This window comes from Meiothermus sp., assembly GCF_025056915.1.
Classification (GTDB): Bacteria; Deinococcota; Deinococci; order Deinococcales; family Thermaceae; genus Meiothermus.
Genome location: NZ_JANWVH010000014.1, coordinates 12313 through 26343 on the forward strand (window position 1 = coordinate 12313; position 14031 = coordinate 26343).

The window sequence follows — 14031 nt, forward strand, 5'->3', positions numbered from 1 at the left end:
CTGTTTTGCCAGGCATCCACGCTCAGGGTGCCCACTTGACGTCGCTTTCCAGCACACACAGTAAAAATCCACCCGCAAGGATGCGGTTGTTGTCTGGGTTTGACTGCGGGGCTAACGGCTTCGTTGCCCGGGGCTGCACGGGCATTATCGAGTGTCGGAAACTGCTCACCGAGGTCTTGCAGCAGGTGATGTAGCCAGCCCGCTCGTTTCCCAATGATTGTACAGAGGTCGCGCAATAAAGCCCCCGCCCAACAGCCGCTCGCCCTGGTAAAGCACCGCCGACTGCCCTGCCGTCACAGCAAACTGAGGCTCCTCGAGGCGAATCACCATACGGCCCGGGCCCAGCTGCTCGATGCGGGCCGGTACGGGCCGGGTGCGGTAGCGCACCTGCACTTCGAGCCGCTCCGGTAAGTCCTGCGGCTCTACCAGCAGGTTGACCTCGCGGGCCTCGAGGCCCCCCCACAAGCAAGCCTCGCGGGGGCCGACCAGCACCTCGTTGGTGGCCGTATTGACCCGCACCACGTAGCGCTCGAGGTGGCTCTTCCACAGGCCCAGGCCCTTTTTCTGCCCTACCGTGTAGAACTGCGCTCCGCTGTGCTCGCCAATTTGCTCGCCGGTTTCCAGGTCTATGAGGGGCCCCGGGCGGGCCGTCAGGTGACCCGCCAGGAAGTCCTTCAGGTCGCCCTGCACAAAGCAGATGTTCTGGCTCTCGGGCTTTTGGGCGGTGGGCAGGCCAAACTGCTCGGCCAGGGCCCGCACCTGGGGCTTTTCCAGGTGCCCCACCGGGAAAAGCATATGGGGAATGGCCTCCTTGGGCGTGCCCCACAGGAAGTAGGTCTGGTCTTTCTTGGGGTCGCCCCGGTACAGCCCGTCCTCCCGGTTAATCACGTAGTGCCCGGTGGCCACATAGTCGCAGCCCAGCATCCGGGCCTTCTTCAAAAGCGAGTCGAACTTGACCCGGGTGTTGCAGTTCACGCAGGGGTTGGGCGTCTCGCCCGCCTGGTAGCCGGCAATGAAGGGGTCAATGATTTTGGCCTGGAACTCCTCGCGGTAATCGAGCAAATAAAAGGGAATGCCGATGATATCCGCGACCCGCCGGGCCTCGTAGGCGGCATCGGGCGAGCAGCAGGTCTCGAAGCAGTCATCCTGTTTGTGGTCGGGCCAGAAGCGCATCATGGCCCCGATCACCTCGTAACCCTGCGCCTTGAGCAAAGCCGCGCTCACCGAGGAGTCTACCCCCCCGCTCATCGCCGCCAGTACACGCTTGCCCACGTTGAACCCCAGGAGCCAGGGCTCCCGAAGATTAAGTGTACCCGATGCTTTTAGGAGCCAGGGCACACTTCCACCGTCGAGACTGGGCAGACTTCAGGGGCGTGTCCATCATGGCCCTGCGGAGGGCGGCCCAACCCCCATCCCCCTATTCACCTCGGCTTGACCGGCCATCTGCACCGAGCGTGGCTTGCTTGACCCGAACCATGCCTAAGGTGTCTCCCGCTTGTTGACCGAACCGACCACAGTGGCATAGCATATCGCCTGGGAGTAATCCCGTGCCTTTAATCCCGATCCCGCGAGGTCGGAAAGGAGCCAGAATGAACCATTTCAAAGCCCAAAAAACAGAGCCAGGCGCCCGCTTTGGGCGCGTTTTTTTGTCCACGGGGGAGCCATGACCTTCAAATCCAAGCTGCTTAACCACGAGGAAGTCCGCCGCGCCCTGACCCGCATCGCCCACGAGGTGATCGAAAAGAACAAGGGCAGCGAGGGGTTGTGCTTTGTGGGGATTCACACCCGGGGCATCAGCCTGGCCCGGCGGCTGGCAGACCTGGTCGAGAAGTTCGAGGGCAAGCGGGTTCCGATGGGCATTCTGGATATCACCCTCTACCGCGACGACCTGACCGAAATCGGGCTGCAACCCAAGGTACGCGAGACCCGCATCCCCTTCGATTTGAACGGCAAAGCAGTGGTGCTGGTCGACGACGTGCTCTACACCGGACGCACCGCCCGGGCAGCCCTCGATGCCCTGATTGACCTGGGCCGGCCCAGCCGCATCTACCTGGCGGTGCTGGTCGACCGGGGGCACCGCGAGTTGCCCATCCGGGCCGACTTTGTGGGGAAAAACCTGCCCACCGCCCGGAGCGAGGTGGTCAAGGTCAAAACCCAGGAAGACGACGGCGAGGATGCGGTCGAGCTATGGGAAATGGAGGGCGCATGAGCGAGTCGGCCACCCCTACCTTCCCCAAGCACCTGCTGGACTTTCGGGACTGGAGCCGCCCGCAGGTGGAGAGCCTCCTCGAGACCGCCCAGATGATGCAGGAGGTGCTCTCGCGCCCGGTCAAGAAGGTGCCCGCCCTGACCGGCTTCACCGTCGCCACGGTTTTTTTCGAGCCTTCCACCCGCACCCGCCTCTCGTTCGAGCTGGCCGCCCGGCGGATGTCCGCCGATGTGGTCAGTTTTGCCAGCGCGACCAGCTCCACCACCAAGGGCGAGACCTACAAAGACACCCTGCGGACGCTCGACCAGATGGGCATTGACGCCTACATCCTGCGGGTGGATGCCGCCGGGGTCTGCCACCAGGCTTTTGGCTGGTTGCAAAAACCCATCATCAACGCCGGAGACGGCTGGCGGGCCCACCCCACCCAGGCTTTGCTGGACGCTTTTACCCTGCGGGAAAAGCTGGGGAGTCTGGAGGGTAAAAAAATCGCCATTGTGGGCGACATCCTGCACTCCCGCGTGGCCCGCTCCAACGCCGAGCTGCTGCCCATGCTGGGGGCCTCGGTGGTGGCCTGCGGCCCGGCTACCTTGCTGCCCGGCCACCTGATCGGGGCCAGCCTCACCACAAACCTCAAGGAAGCCCTCTCCGAAGCCGACGCGGTGATGGTCTTGCGGCTGCAAAAAGAGCGCATGGACAAGGGGCTGCTGCCCTCGCTGCCGGAGTACATCGCGGGCTACCAGGTGACCGAGGAACGCCTCCGCTGGGCCAAGCCCCAAGCACCCCTCCTCCACCCCGGCCCCATGAACCGCGACGTGGAACTCGAGGGCAGCCTGGCCGACACCCCCCGCAGCCTGGTCGAGCGCCAGGTGGCCAACGGGCAGGCCGTCCGCATGGCCGTGCTGTATCACCTGCTGGTGGGGAAGAAAAGCTGATCACCAGTAGCCGGTAGCCCATTGCAAGGAGCTTTATGAAGGGTGAAATCCTGATCAAGAACGCAAAACTGGTTGACGGGCGCGGCGAGCACGGCCAGGCCGACCTGCTGATTGGCGAGGGGCACATTCTTTCGCTGGCCGGGGGCGATGCCCCCACCGTGCTGGACGCTGCAGGGAGGGTGCTGTCGCCGGGGTTTTTCGACCCCCACGCCCATCTGCGCGAACCCGGACAGGAGGTGAAGGAAGACCTAAAGAGCGGCCTGACGGCGGCTGCCAGAGGAGGCTATACCGATGTGGTCTCGATGCCCAACACCTCGCCCGTGGTGGACAGCCCCGAGGTGGTGCGGGCGCTGAAGGAGAAAGCAGCCCGGATCGGTCAAGCCCGGCTCCATCCCGCCGCCGCCCTGACCCAGGGACAGGAGGGCAAGGTGCTGAGCGAAGCCCGCTTGCTACGCGAGGCAGGAGCCGTCATGCTCACCGACGATGGGCGCACCAACGAAGACGCCGGCGTGCTGGCCCAGGGCCTCCAGTACGCTGCTTCGTGGGGCCTTTTGGTCTCGGTCCACGCCGAGGACGCCGGACTGCGCCGGGGCGGGGTGATGCACGAAGGGGAGGTTTCATTCCGGCTGGGCCTGCCCGGGAACACCGGTTTTGCCGAGGCGGCCCGCATCGCCCGCGACCTGGAGATTGTGCGCTATGTGGTGCAGGGGCCGGGGGCCCTAAGCCTGGAACCGGGAAGAAGCCTTCTGCACGTGCAGCATCTGAGCACCCGCCGGGGTCTGGAACTGCTTCGGCAGGCCAAGCAGGCCGGGCTGCCCGTGAGCACCGAGGTGGGGCCGCACCACCTGACCCTGACCGATACCCATCTGGAGAGCCTCAACCCCATCTACAAGGTGGCCCCCCCGCTGCGTACCCAGGCCGATGTAGAGGCGCTTTTGAAGGGGCTTTTGGACGGGACCATTGACTGCATCGGCACCGACCACGCCCCCCACACCCAGGACGAAAAGGAGCTGGACATGCTGCGGGCGCCTTTTGGGATTCCCAACATCGAGGTCTGCTGGCCCCTGCTCTACACCGAGCTGGTGCTCAAGCGGGGCTTTCCCCTGCCCACCCTGCTCGAGCGCTTTACCGATGGCCCCCGGCGCCTGCTGGGCTTCCCGCCCATTCACCTGCGCGAGGGAGCCGAGGCCAGCCTGGTGCTGTGGAGCCCCGCCGACGAGCGCCCGGTGGAGCCCCACACCTTTGCCTCCAAGGCCAAATACAGCCCCTGGGCCGGCTGGGTGCTGCGGGGCTGGCCAGCTTTGACGCTGGTGGAGGGGCGGGTGGTGTATGCGCAAACGGTGCAGGTGTGAGCACCGGCGGGGTTTTTGTGCTACCGAGCATTTGTGGAACGCAAGGCCTGCCACTGCCCTGCTCAACCCTCTTACCAACCTTTGCGTGAACACTTTGCATGGCATGGAAGCGGTGCGCCGGAGCAGGGGTTGGGGCGTGGGGAGCAGGGGTTGGAGACCGACCACCCGCTCCCACCCAGTGTTTCCTTGAAGGTCGGAGGTACGCCTAAAGTTGGTATTACGCGAAGGCTTTTTCCTTGAAAGAACAGTGGCCGCCTGGGTAGGCGGCCACGTCTGTCAAGCGCGCGATGAGAAAGCTTGAAACGGGGGGTCAGCGTCTTCAATAGGGCAGCGGCCAGGTTCGGAAATAATCCCGAATCCGGCCCCATAGCCCCACCAGACCCCGGGGTTCCAGGATCAGAAAGAGCAGAATCAGCACCCCAAAAGCCACGCTGCGCCAGGCCGAAAGCTGGGCCACGTACTGTGGCCCAAAGGCTCCGGCAATCACGCTCAGGACTTCGGGAATCAGCACGATGAAAAAAGCACCCAACACCGCACCCAGCACGGTTCCGGCCCCACCCACAATCACAATGGCCAGGTACTGAATGCTGAAGGAGAGCACGAAGTTTTCCGGGGTCACCGCCCCAATCAGGTGCATCAGAATGCCCCCGGCGATGCCCCCGTAAAAGGCCGAAAGGGCAAAGGCGGTGAGCTTGGAGCGCACCAGGTCTACCCCGGAAAGCTGGGCCGAAAGGTCGTTGTCGCGCACCGCGAACCAGGCCCGGCCCGCGCGGGTGGAGAGCAGGCGCTTGGCATAGAAGAACATCGGGATGGCAAAGAACAGACCCAGGTAGAAAATCACCCGGTCGTCGGCCAGCGAAAGGCCCAGCATGGTGCCCTCAGCCGGGAGCTTGCGCCCCGCCACCCCGCCGGTGAAGTCTGTCCAGCGTTTGAAGATGTAATCGGCCAGGAACTGAAAGGCCAGGGTGGCGATGGCCAGATAAGCGCCCTTGATGCGGAGGGAAGGAATGCCCAGCACCACGCCGATGAGGGCGGCCACCAACCCTCCGGCAAGAATGCCCAGGGGGGCCAGGTCGCCCGAGAGGTGGCTGGAGGTATAGGCGCCAATCCCCACAAAAGCGGCCTGACCCAGCGAAATCTGGCCCGCACCGCCCACCAGCAGGTGCAGGCCCAGCCCGGCCAGCGCAGCCACCAGAATCTGGGTGGCGACAAACATCGGGTACTGTGGCAACAACAAAGGCAGCAGCAGCAACCCCACAATGGCCACGGCCAGCCAGAAGCGGCCCTGCGGGGTGCTGGCGTAGGCTTCATCCTGGCGGTAGTCCTCGCGCACCGTGCGGGAAAAGCGACGGCTAAAGGCATCGGTGAGGGATTGACTCAGGCGGTACATGGTCGGGTCTCCTCCGGAGATTCCACAGGCTCCATCACGTTCCTACCTTCTGTCCGGCGGATACCGGTGTGCCCACATCGGCAATCTGGACTTCGGCCTCGAGGGTTCCCTGGCCCTCCAGGTAGCGGATGGGCAGGCTCAGCCTGACCTGCTTGGAGCCGTCGTAGAGGGCCGCCAGCAGGCCCGCATAGCGCGACTCCACCGTGCCGCGCTTGACCTTGCGGGTGCGGGTAATCTCCTCGTCGTCGGCGTGGAGTTCCTTGGGCAGAATAGCAAAGCGGCGCACCTTGAGCTCCTCGGGCAGGCTCTCGCAGGCCATTTTCAGCTCCTGGGCAATCAGCTCGTAGACCAGCGGGTTGGCGGTCAGGCTCTGGTAGGTGGTGAAGATGATGCCGCGCTTGCGGGCCCAGTTCTGGGTGTTCTCGGGGTCGAGCTCGATCAGGGCGGTCACGAAGGGCCGGCCATGGCCAATCACCACCGCCTCCCGGATGTAAGGCGAGTACTTCAGGCGATTTTCCAAAAACTGCGGCGCAAAGCGGGTGCCGTCGGCCAGGGCCCCCACCTCCTTGAGGCGGCCCAAAAGCACCAGGTGACCGTTTTCATTGAAGAAGCCGGCATCGCCCGTGCGGAACCAGCCATCTTCGGTGAAGGACTCGCGGGTGGCCGCCTCGTTTTTGAAATAGCCGCTAAACACCTGCGCACCCTTGACCTGAATCTCGCCATCCTCGGCGATGCGCACTTGGGTATTGCGCAGGGGCTTGCCCACCGTCTCGGGTGGGGTATCGCCGGGCAGGTGGGCCACGCTGGTGGCCGCCGTCTCGGACTGGCCATAGACCTGGCGGATATCCACCCCCAGGGCGCGGAAAAAGGTGAAGACCTCCGGGCCCAAAGGCGCCCCGCCGGTAGCGGCAATGCGGCAGGCCGCCAGCCCCAGGCGGGCCCGGATCGGGCGGGCCACCAGCGGATAGGCCAGCGCCCGCGCCAGGTTCAGGCCAAAGCCAATCGGCTCTTTGCGGAACTCGCGCTGGGCGCACTCGAGCAAAACCCCCATGCCCCAGCTATACACCGCTTTCTTTAGGCCGTCGGCATCCTCCATGCGGCTGCGCACAATGGCCGCCATATCCTCCCACAGCCGCGCCGGGGCCAGGTAGAAGTCGGGCTGGACTTCCTTGACGTCCTCACGCAGGGTAATCATGTCCTCCGGGAAGTGCAGCACGGTACCGTCGGTCAGGCCCCGCACCACCGTTAGCATCTGTTCGCCAATCCAGGGCAAGGGCAGGTAGGAAAACACCCACTCGCCCCCGGTGATGGTAATGGTGTCCTTGCCCGCCTCGGCCCCCGCAATCAGCTGGGCATGGGTCAGCATGGCCAGCTTGCTGCGGGCCGTGGTGCCCGAGGTCGGGGCCAGCAGGGCAATGGTCTCGGGCCTGACCCCGGCTCTGGCCGCCTCCACGGCCTGTCGGCTCGGCCCCGACTGCCCGAGCTGCTGGGCTGCGCTGAAAGGCCGCACCCGCTCGCTCCAGTACTTGCTCATGCCGGCTTCTTCCCAGACCAGCACAAACCGGAGCCTGTCCAGGTGGGGCAGCACCTTGTCGAGTTGTTCTTCATCCGAGACCACGATGCCCGCACACTCGGAGAACTCGATGAAATAGCCGACCTCCTCCGGCATGGCGTCGGCGTAGATGCCCATCGGCCAGGCCCCCACGGCCTGGGCGGCCAGCTCGGCCATCACCCACTCCGGCGCGTTCTGGCCCAGGATGGCCAGCACCCGGCCCGGCTCCAGCCCCAGTTGCAACAGCCCGCCCGCCAGGTCGTCCACCTTCTCCTTCAGCTCGGCCCAGGGTGTGGTCTCCCACACCCCCAGGCGCTTGACCCGCAGGGCCGGTGCCTGGGGTTTGGTCTGGGCGTGATGGGCCAGGTAGTCCACCAAAGTCCGGCTCATGCGCTCCTCCCCAAATAAGCCTCGGCCACCCGCGGGTTCTCCCGCACCCCTGCCGGGGCGCCCTGGTACAGCACCTCGCCATACGACATCACCAGCACGCCGGTGGAGAGCTCGAGCACCGCCTTGAGGTCGTGCTCAACCAGCACCAGCGTCACCCCCCACTCGCGCCGGGCATCCAGCAAAAAGCGGGCCAGGTCTTGCTTTTCCTCCAGGCTGAGGCCCGCCATCGGTTCGTCTAAAAGCAGCAGTTTGGGCCGCCCGGCCAAGGCCCGCGCCACCTCCACCCGCTTTTGCAGGCCGTAGGGCAGAGCCCCAGCCGGCGCGTGGCGGTAGGGGGAGAGGTGCAGGTAGTCCAGCACCTCCTCGGCATGGCGGCGAATTTTCCACTCCTGCACTGCTTTAGGGGCCAGGTCGGTGTAGCCGCCCACGGCCAGCTCGGCCCCCAGTTTAACATTGTCCAGCACGGTCATTCCCCGGAAGAGCTCGAGGTTCTGGAAGGTGCGGCCCAGCCCCTTGCGCACCCGGGCCTGGGGGCTTTGCCCGGCCAGGTCTTCGCCCAGGAACACCACCCGGCCCTGCTGCGGCCTGTACAGCCCCGACAGCACGTTGAGCAGGCTGGTCTTGCCGGCCCCGTTGGGGCCAATCACCGCAAAGAGGTCGCCCTCCGAAACACTAAAACGCACCCCCACCAAAGCCTTGACGCCCCGGAAGGAGAGGTGCAGATCCTGCGCCTCCAGCAGCACCCTAGCCATACAGACCCTCCACCCAGGCCGCCCGCCTGCGCCCCACCGCCGCGCCCTTCCAACTCAGACCCATCGCTTCCTCCTGCGGTAGCGTTTGGCCTCGGCGAACCCCCCCGCCACCGCGCCGCCCAGGTAGAACTCCATCACGTCGGCATCGGCCTGGGCTTCCTGGGCCGTCCCCTCGAAGACCACCCGGCCCTGCTCCATCACATACACCCGCTCCACAATGGCAAAGGCCGCCCGGGCGTTCTGCTCGACCAGCACCAAAGTCAGGCCCTTGTCGCGCCGAAGTTCGTTCAGGACGCGCATGACCTCCTCGGTCAGTTTGGGCGAAAGCCCCAGGCTGGGCTCGTCCACCACCAGAATTCGGGGTTCGGTGAGGAGGGCCATGCCCAGCAGGAGCATCTGCTGCTCACCCCCCGAGAGGTAGCCCCCCTGCTCGAAGCGGCGCTCGTAGAGGCGGGGAAAACGGGTAAAAATCTCGTCGGTAATCTCCTTCTGGCGCTGCGGTGTGAGCTTGTGGGCGGCAGCCCGCAGGTTTTCCAGCACGGTCAGGTAGCGAAAGATGGGGCGGCCCTCGAGGATGGCCGTCAAGCCCAGCTCGGCCACCTTGAGGGCGGGCAGGTGGTTGGCCTCCTGCCCGTTGACGACAATCTTTCCATCCAGAACCCGGCCATCGTACTGCGGCAACAAACCCGACAAGGCCCGCACCAGGGTACTTTTCCCGGCCCCGTTGGGGCCTAAGAGCGCAATGGCCTCACCGGCCCCTGCCCGCAGGCTCACGCCCTGCAGGGCCAGGATAACCCCGCGGTAAACCACCTTCAGGTTCTCTACGTTTATTTCAGCCATATTCACCTTGTTTCAAGTCGCGCGCGCTGGCGTTGCCCAATCTGCGATGTATACTCACCCCTCACACCCGCTCGATGCGGTGCTGGCCCAATAGGCCGTAGGGGCGGAAGAGCAGCACCAGCAAAACAATCAGGAAGGGTATGGCCTGGGTAATGCCGGGCAGGAGGGACTCCAGGTAAAGCTGCGAAAAGGCTTCAATGAGGCCAATCAAAAGCCCCGCCACCACCGCTCCCGGCACCGAGTCGAACCCACCCAGAATGGCCACCGGAAAGACAATCAGCCCCAGCAAGACCAGATGGTGACCCGGCCCGCCCCCTCCCGCCGCCCCGGCTAAAAAGGCGCCGCCCACCGTGGCCATCACCGCCGAGATGCCCCAGGCGATGGCGACCACCCTGGGGGCGTTGATGCCCATGGCCAAGGCCGCAGTCTCGCTTTCGGAAACCGCTCTCAACAAAACCCCATACCGGCTGTATTTGAGCCCCCCCACCAGCAAGAGCGCCAGCGGCAGGGCCAGCAACAGGCTCCAAACCGCCTTGGAGGATAAAAACACCCCTCCCAGGCTGAAGGCCAGGTTGGGCACCTCCTTGGGCAGCTGGGCCACATCGGCGGCCCCCATGGCTTTCTGATCGGGCCCCCACAGAATGAGCGCTGTGCCGTCCAGGGTGGAGGCCAGACCGATGGTCGCCATAATCACGGCCACCACGTTGCGGCCCAGCAGGGGCCGCACGAACCCCCGCTCCACCAGCACCCCAAAAAGGAAAGCCAGGGGCAGCGCCAGCAGAATGGCCAGGAGCAGCGGAAAAAAGAGCGACATGGTGTAAGTCAGGTAAGCCCCGATCAGCATGAACTCGGCGATGGCAAAGTTGACCACACTGGTCGCCCGATAGACCAGCACAAACCCAGCCGCAATGACCGCGTACAATGCGCCGTTGGCCAGACCATTGAGGGCGGTTTGTATAACAAGTGCAAAATCCATTGTTTAGCCTTTTGCGATATGCAGAGGGCCGAGAGCCCCAAACCCTGGCCCCGACCCTCGACGCTGGTCAGCAAGTTTAGAGTTTCGAGCCGTCCACCCAGTCGGTGATGGCGTCAAAGCGCCCATCCCGCACGTTGGCCCGCCAGAGTTTGGTGAAGGGCAGCCGACGGCTCACCCAGCGCATGTTGCGCGCCTGCCCTCCGGCGTTGTAGTCGCCCAGCCCCTCGAGGGCCTCAATCATGCCGGGACGGGTCAGCTTACCTGCCGCCGCCGCCCTCCGCATCGCCTCGGCAATCACATCCATGGCCATCCAGGAACCCATGTAGTAGGTTGTGCGGTAGGACAAATCGCGGCCTTTGGCCCGCCGCAGGGCCCGAATCTGCTCCACCGCAGGCACGGTGGTGTCGTAGTAGTAAGCGTTGTGGTAGGTCACAATGAAGCCATCGGCGGCGGCCCCTGCCCGCTGCATCAGGGCCAGTTCGGCGGAGTAATAGGTGCCCATAAAGGTCGCCCGGATGCCCTGCTCCCGCGCAGCGCGCACCAGAATGGGCTCCACCGTCAGCACATAGCCTTGCAAAATCACGAAATCGGGCTGGGCCTGGCGTAGCTTGGTCACGATGGGGGTGGCGTCGGCAATGGCCAGCGGCGTCACCTCCTCGCCCACAATCTGGAAGCCCAGCCGGGCCGACTGCTCCTTGATGAAGGGGATGGGGTCGCGGCCAAACTCGGAGTTGGAGTAGCACAGGAAAATTTTGGCCCCACGCCCCCTCTGGCGGCGTATCTGTTGCAAAAGCGCCCCGGCCATGTCGTTGTAGGTGGGGCCGAACACGAAGATGGTGGGGTAGGTTTGTGGGTCGGCCAGTTCGTTGGAGAACGAGGTGGCCGTGTAGGGCAGGCGCAGGCGGGTGATTTCAGGGGCCAGGGCTTTGGACAGGCCGGTGGAGTTTCCGTACACGAAGACCAGCTCCTCCGGGCTTTCGCGCTGCACGATGCGGTTGAAAACAGCGGTACCCCGGGCCACATCGTAGCCATCGTCCTCCACCACCAGCTCAAAGCGTCGCCCGCCAATCCCACCAGCATCGTTGATGCGGTCGGCTGCATCACGGAATGCGTCCAAAGCCGCATTGCCCGCAAAGGCAAAGGCACCGGTGAGGGGCAGGATGGCCGCGAGCTTGACCGGACGGGCCTGAGCGCGGGCAATCATCCAGGGGCTATACACCGCAGAAGCTGCCAGACCTGCTTTGAGCACTTGCCGACGGTTCATTTTCATGTACTTCCTCCTTTTGGGTTACTGGTTCGATTGTGTTGTGCCCATAGGATACATGACCACCCGCAATTTGTGTACCCGGTTCAAAACCTTTCGGAAAAAGCCCGCCCCTATCGAAATTGAAGGGCCTCTATAAAGCCCCTCCTCATTGCTCAAAGACCGGCCTGCTGCCGAGCCTGACGCGTCATTTGGTTTTTTTGAGCGCGCTCAGAGTATCGCGCTTTTCACAGAGCGGGCCGCCCATTCAGGCGGCCACGGTTCTATCCAGAACAGACTTATCTCGAACCCGCATAGCTCAGAATGTGAGAAGAGCACCCCACTTCAGCCCGCTTCCACATACGAGGCGATGTACTCCAATTCCTTCAGGTGCCGCAGGTCGTGGCCAGCCAGCATCTGCACGATGAAGGTGATGGTCTCGGGGCCGCGTTCGGGGTGGTAGGCCACTTTGTTCCAGTCCTGAGGCTCCAGGTTGCGCAATAGCTCGAGGTTCCACCGCCGCAGGCCGCTAAAGGCATCCAGGGCCAGCCGGGCCGAGTAACTCTCGTAGTTGCGGTAGCGAATGCCCCAGCGGTCGTGGTCGAAGGCCTGGGCCTTTTCGGTGCCGGCCAAGGCCTGGCGCAGGCGGAAGCCGTAGCCAATCTCGAGGTCGGCGAGGTGGCAGTAGATCTCCCCTGCCGTCCAGTGGGTCAGCTCACAGCCCCGGCGCATGTCCAGCCGGGGGAACAAATCGCTCAGCAGTTCGGGCGTCTGCGCCAGCACTTCCAGGGGGTCGCGGTCACCCAGGGCCTCGAGGTTCTTCTGGACATACTCGAGTTTTTCCATACGACCATGCTAGTGCCAGAGCCCCGGTACAGAATTCCCCTTTCACAGACGTGGCCGCCTACGAAAACGAGAAGGGACAAAGAGACGTGCCTCACCGAGGTGAAGCCCGCTTGTCTGCGTTGCGTCTGGGCCGAGACGCACGTTTTCGAGTTTCCAGGCGGCCACTGTTCTGTTCAGGACAAAGCTTGCTTATAGTCGAATGGCTCTAAATATGTGAAGAGCGCTCTAAGCCCCGGCAAAGGACAGCTCGGCCACCTCCACCATGGGCGAACCCACGATGCCCATCATGGGGTTCCACTCCAGCTTGGTGCCCAGGGCGGTGATGTGGGCCAGCAGGGTTAGAAAGTTGCCGGCCACGGTAAAGTTCTCCACCGGATAGGCCACCTCGCCCCCCTCGACCCGAAGCCCCAGGGCTTGCAGGCTGAACTCCCCCGAGATGGGGTTGGCCCCGGCGTGCAGGCCCATCAGGTCGGTTACGATGATGCCCTCCTCCAGCCTCACCCCCTGCCCTGGCTGCACGAACAGGTTGGAAGGCGCCACGCCCAGCACGCCCTTGTAGCTGCGCGAGGCATGGCCGGTGTTCTCCACGCCCATCCGACGGGCGGTCTCGGAGTTGTGGGCGAAGGTGCGAAGCACCCCATTTTCAATGAACACGGTGCGCCGGGCTGCGGTGCCCTCGGCGTCGAAGGGGCGCGAGGCCAGCCCGTCGGGCAGGGTGGGGTCGTCCACCAGGGTAAAAATCTCCGAAGCCACCCGCTGCCCCAGCTTGTCGGCCAGCAGGCTCTTGCCCTCCAGCACGTTCTTGGCCGAGAGCAGGAACCAGCCCATCATGCCCAGGAGCTGCCCAAAGGCTTTGGGCTCGAGGTAGGCCCGGTAGCGCCCGGTCTTGAGGGGGCGGGCCCCCAGCAGCCGACCGGTGTTCTGAAGGAAAGCCTGGGCGGTGCGGCCCGGCTCGAGGGCGTGGAACTCCTTGGAGAGGTCGAACTCGTAGCCCTGCTTGAGGCTCTGCCCTTCGGCCATGACCGCGCTGGTGAGGAGCAGGGCGTAACCGTTGCGAAAGGCCCCGGCCACCCCCTGGGTGGAGCCCAGGGTGGCCTGGGTCTCACGCTCGGCGTAGCGGGTCATCTGCACCTGCTTGACCCGGGGGTCGGCCCGTAGGCCTGCCTCGAGGGCCAGGGCCGTCTGGCGCTTTTGCTCTAGCGGGGCCGAAAGCCCCTCGCCCAGCAGGTCGTGCTGGCCCAGCGCCCCTCCGGAGGGCAGGAACCCGCCTGTCTCCGACTGCAAGAGGGCGTTCTCGTGGGCCTCCTGGAGCACCCAGTCCAGGGCTTCCGGGGTGCGCTCCTCGGTGTAGGCGTAGCCGGTCTTGCCCGCCACCACCACCCGCACCCCCACCCCACCCTGGGTGGCCTGGGTAATCTCTTCCACCCTGCCGCCGTGGGCCTGGATGGTCAGCTCGCGGCTGTAGGTGGCCAGCACCTCGGCCTCAATGCCCAGCGCTCTGGCTTTTTGCAACAGGTAGTCTCTGGCTTCTTCAAAGGTCATCGGCGTT

Annotated in this window: 12 protein-coding genes; 3 read left to right on the forward strand and 9 right to left on the reverse strand. The window is 64.6% G+C overall.

Going from position 1 to position 14031, the window contains the following annotated elements:
• Positions 1 to 165 precede the first annotated feature (165 nt).
• Positions 166 to 1272 (reverse strand): tRNA 2-thiouridine(34) synthase MnmA, encoded by a 1107-nt coding sequence (gene mnmA, locus NZN28_RS03905; RefSeq protein WP_295395465.1) that lies wholly within the window; start codon positions 1270 to 1272, stop codon positions 166 to 168.
• Between the two features lie 391 nt (positions 1273 to 1663).
• Here mnmA and pyrR point away from each other — a divergent pair, with 391 nt between their 5' ends.
• Genes pyrR through NZN28_RS03920 form a run of 3 tightly spaced genes read left to right on the forward strand, consistent with a single transcriptional unit; the run spans position 1664 to position 4493 of the window.
• Entirely contained in the window at positions 1664 to 2209 is a 546-nt protein-coding gene (pyrR, locus tag NZN28_RS03910; protein ID WP_295395466.1) for a bifunctional pyr operon transcriptional regulator/uracil phosphoribosyltransferase PyrR, read from the forward strand.
• Entirely contained in the window at positions 2206 to 3141 is a 936-nt protein-coding gene (locus NZN28_RS03915) for an aspartate carbamoyltransferase catalytic subunit (RefSeq protein WP_295395467.1), read from the forward strand. Before pyrR ends, NZN28_RS03915 begins: the two co-directional genes overlap by 4 nt.
• Positions 3142 to 3176: 35 nt before the next feature.
• Positions 3177 to 4493 carry a dihydroorotase gene (locus NZN28_RS03920; RefSeq protein ID WP_295395468.1) on the forward strand — a complete coding sequence of 439 codons (1317 nt, stop codon included), beginning with the start codon at positions 3177 to 3179 and terminating at the stop codon, positions 4491 to 4493.
• A 319-nt stretch (positions 4494 to 4812) separates the two neighbouring features.
• Here NZN28_RS03920 and NZN28_RS03925 read toward each other — a convergent pair whose 3' ends face one another.
• The 8 genes from NZN28_RS03925 to NZN28_RS03960 all read right to left on the reverse strand — a co-directional run bounded on the left by NZN28_RS03925 (position 4813) and on the right by NZN28_RS03960 (position 14024).
• Positions 4813 to 5883 carry a branched-chain amino acid ABC transporter permease gene (locus NZN28_RS03925; RefSeq protein WP_295395469.1) on the reverse strand — a complete coding sequence of 357 codons (1071 nt, stop codon included), beginning with the start codon at positions 5881 to 5883 and terminating at the stop codon, positions 4813 to 4815.
• 34 nt (positions 5884 to 5917) lie between these two features.
• Complete coding sequence (locus NZN28_RS03930; RefSeq protein ID WP_295395470.1) at positions 5918 to 7825, reverse strand: AMP-binding protein; 1908 nt, start codon at positions 7823 to 7825, stop codon at positions 5918 to 5920.
• On the reverse strand, positions 7822 to 8577 hold the full coding sequence (locus tag NZN28_RS03935; RefSeq protein WP_295395471.1) for an ABC transporter ATP-binding protein: 756 nt from the start codon (positions 8575 to 8577) through the stop codon (positions 7822 to 7824). Before NZN28_RS03935 ends, NZN28_RS03930 begins: the two co-directional genes overlap by 4 nt.
• 54 nt (positions 8578 to 8631) lie before the next feature.
• On the reverse strand, positions 8632 to 9417 hold the full coding sequence (locus NZN28_RS03940) for an ABC transporter ATP-binding protein (protein ID WP_295395472.1): 786 nt from the start codon (positions 9415 to 9417) through the stop codon (positions 8632 to 8634).
• A 61-nt stretch (positions 9418 to 9478) separates the two neighbouring features.
• Complete coding sequence (locus NZN28_RS03945; protein WP_295395473.1) at positions 9479 to 10393, reverse strand: branched-chain amino acid ABC transporter permease; 915 nt, start codon at positions 10391 to 10393, stop codon at positions 9479 to 9481.
• Between the two features lie 76 nt (positions 10394 to 10469).
• A complete protein-coding gene (locus NZN28_RS03950; protein ID WP_295395495.1) occupies positions 10470 to 11657 on the reverse strand; it encodes an ABC transporter substrate-binding protein in 1188 nt (395 codons plus the stop codon).
• 324 nt (positions 11658 to 11981) lie between these two features.
• Positions 11982 to 12482 (reverse strand): DinB family protein, encoded by a 501-nt coding sequence (locus NZN28_RS03955; RefSeq protein WP_295395474.1) that lies wholly within the window; start codon positions 12480 to 12482, stop codon positions 11982 to 11984.
• Positions 12483 to 12707: 225 nt separating this feature from the next.
• Complete coding sequence (locus NZN28_RS03960) at positions 12708 to 14024, reverse strand: TldD/PmbA family protein (protein WP_295395475.1); 1317 nt, start codon at positions 14022 to 14024, stop codon at positions 12708 to 12710.
• Positions 14025 to 14031: the final 7 nt, after the last annotated feature.

Coding starts and splice junctions, on each gene's coding strand:
- pyrR (WP_295395466.1), top strand. CDS start 1,664: ATGACCTTCAAATCCAAGCTGCTTAACCACGAGGAAGTCCGCCGCGCC.
- NZN28_RS03915 (WP_295395467.1), top strand. CDS start 2,206: ATGAGCGAGTCGGCCACCCCTACCTTCCCCAAGCACCTGCTGGACTTT.
- NZN28_RS03920 (WP_295395468.1), top strand. CDS start 3,177: ATGAAGGGTGAAATCCTGATCAAGAACGCAAAACTGGTTGACGGGCGC.
- NZN28_RS03925 (WP_295395469.1), bottom strand. CDS start 5,883: ATGTACCGCCTGAGTCAATCCCTCACCGATGCCTTTAGCCGTCGCTTT.
- NZN28_RS03930 (WP_295395470.1), bottom strand. CDS start 7,825: ATGAGCCGGACTTTGGTGGACTACCTGGCCCATCACGCCCAGACCAAA.
- NZN28_RS03935 (WP_295395471.1), bottom strand. CDS start 8,577: ATGGCTAGGGTGCTGCTGGAGGCGCAGGATCTGCACCTCTCCTTCCGG.
- NZN28_RS03940 (WP_295395472.1), bottom strand. CDS start 9,417: ATGGCTGAAATAAACGTAGAGAACCTGAAGGTGGTTTACCGCGGGGTT.
- NZN28_RS03945 (WP_295395473.1), bottom strand. CDS start 10,393: ATGGATTTTGCACTTGTTATACAAACCGCCCTCAATGGTCTGGCCAAC.
- NZN28_RS03950 (WP_295395495.1), bottom strand. CDS start 11,657: ATGAACCGTCGGCAAGTGCTCAAAGCAGGTCTGGCAGCTTCTGCGGTG.
- NZN28_RS03955 (WP_295395474.1), bottom strand. CDS start 12,482: ATGGAAAAACTCGAGTATGTCCAGAAGAACCTCGAGGCCCTGGGTGAC.
- NZN28_RS03960 (WP_295395475.1), bottom strand. CDS start 14,024: ATGACCTTTGAAGAAGCCAGAGACTACCTGTTGCAAAAAGCCAGAGCG.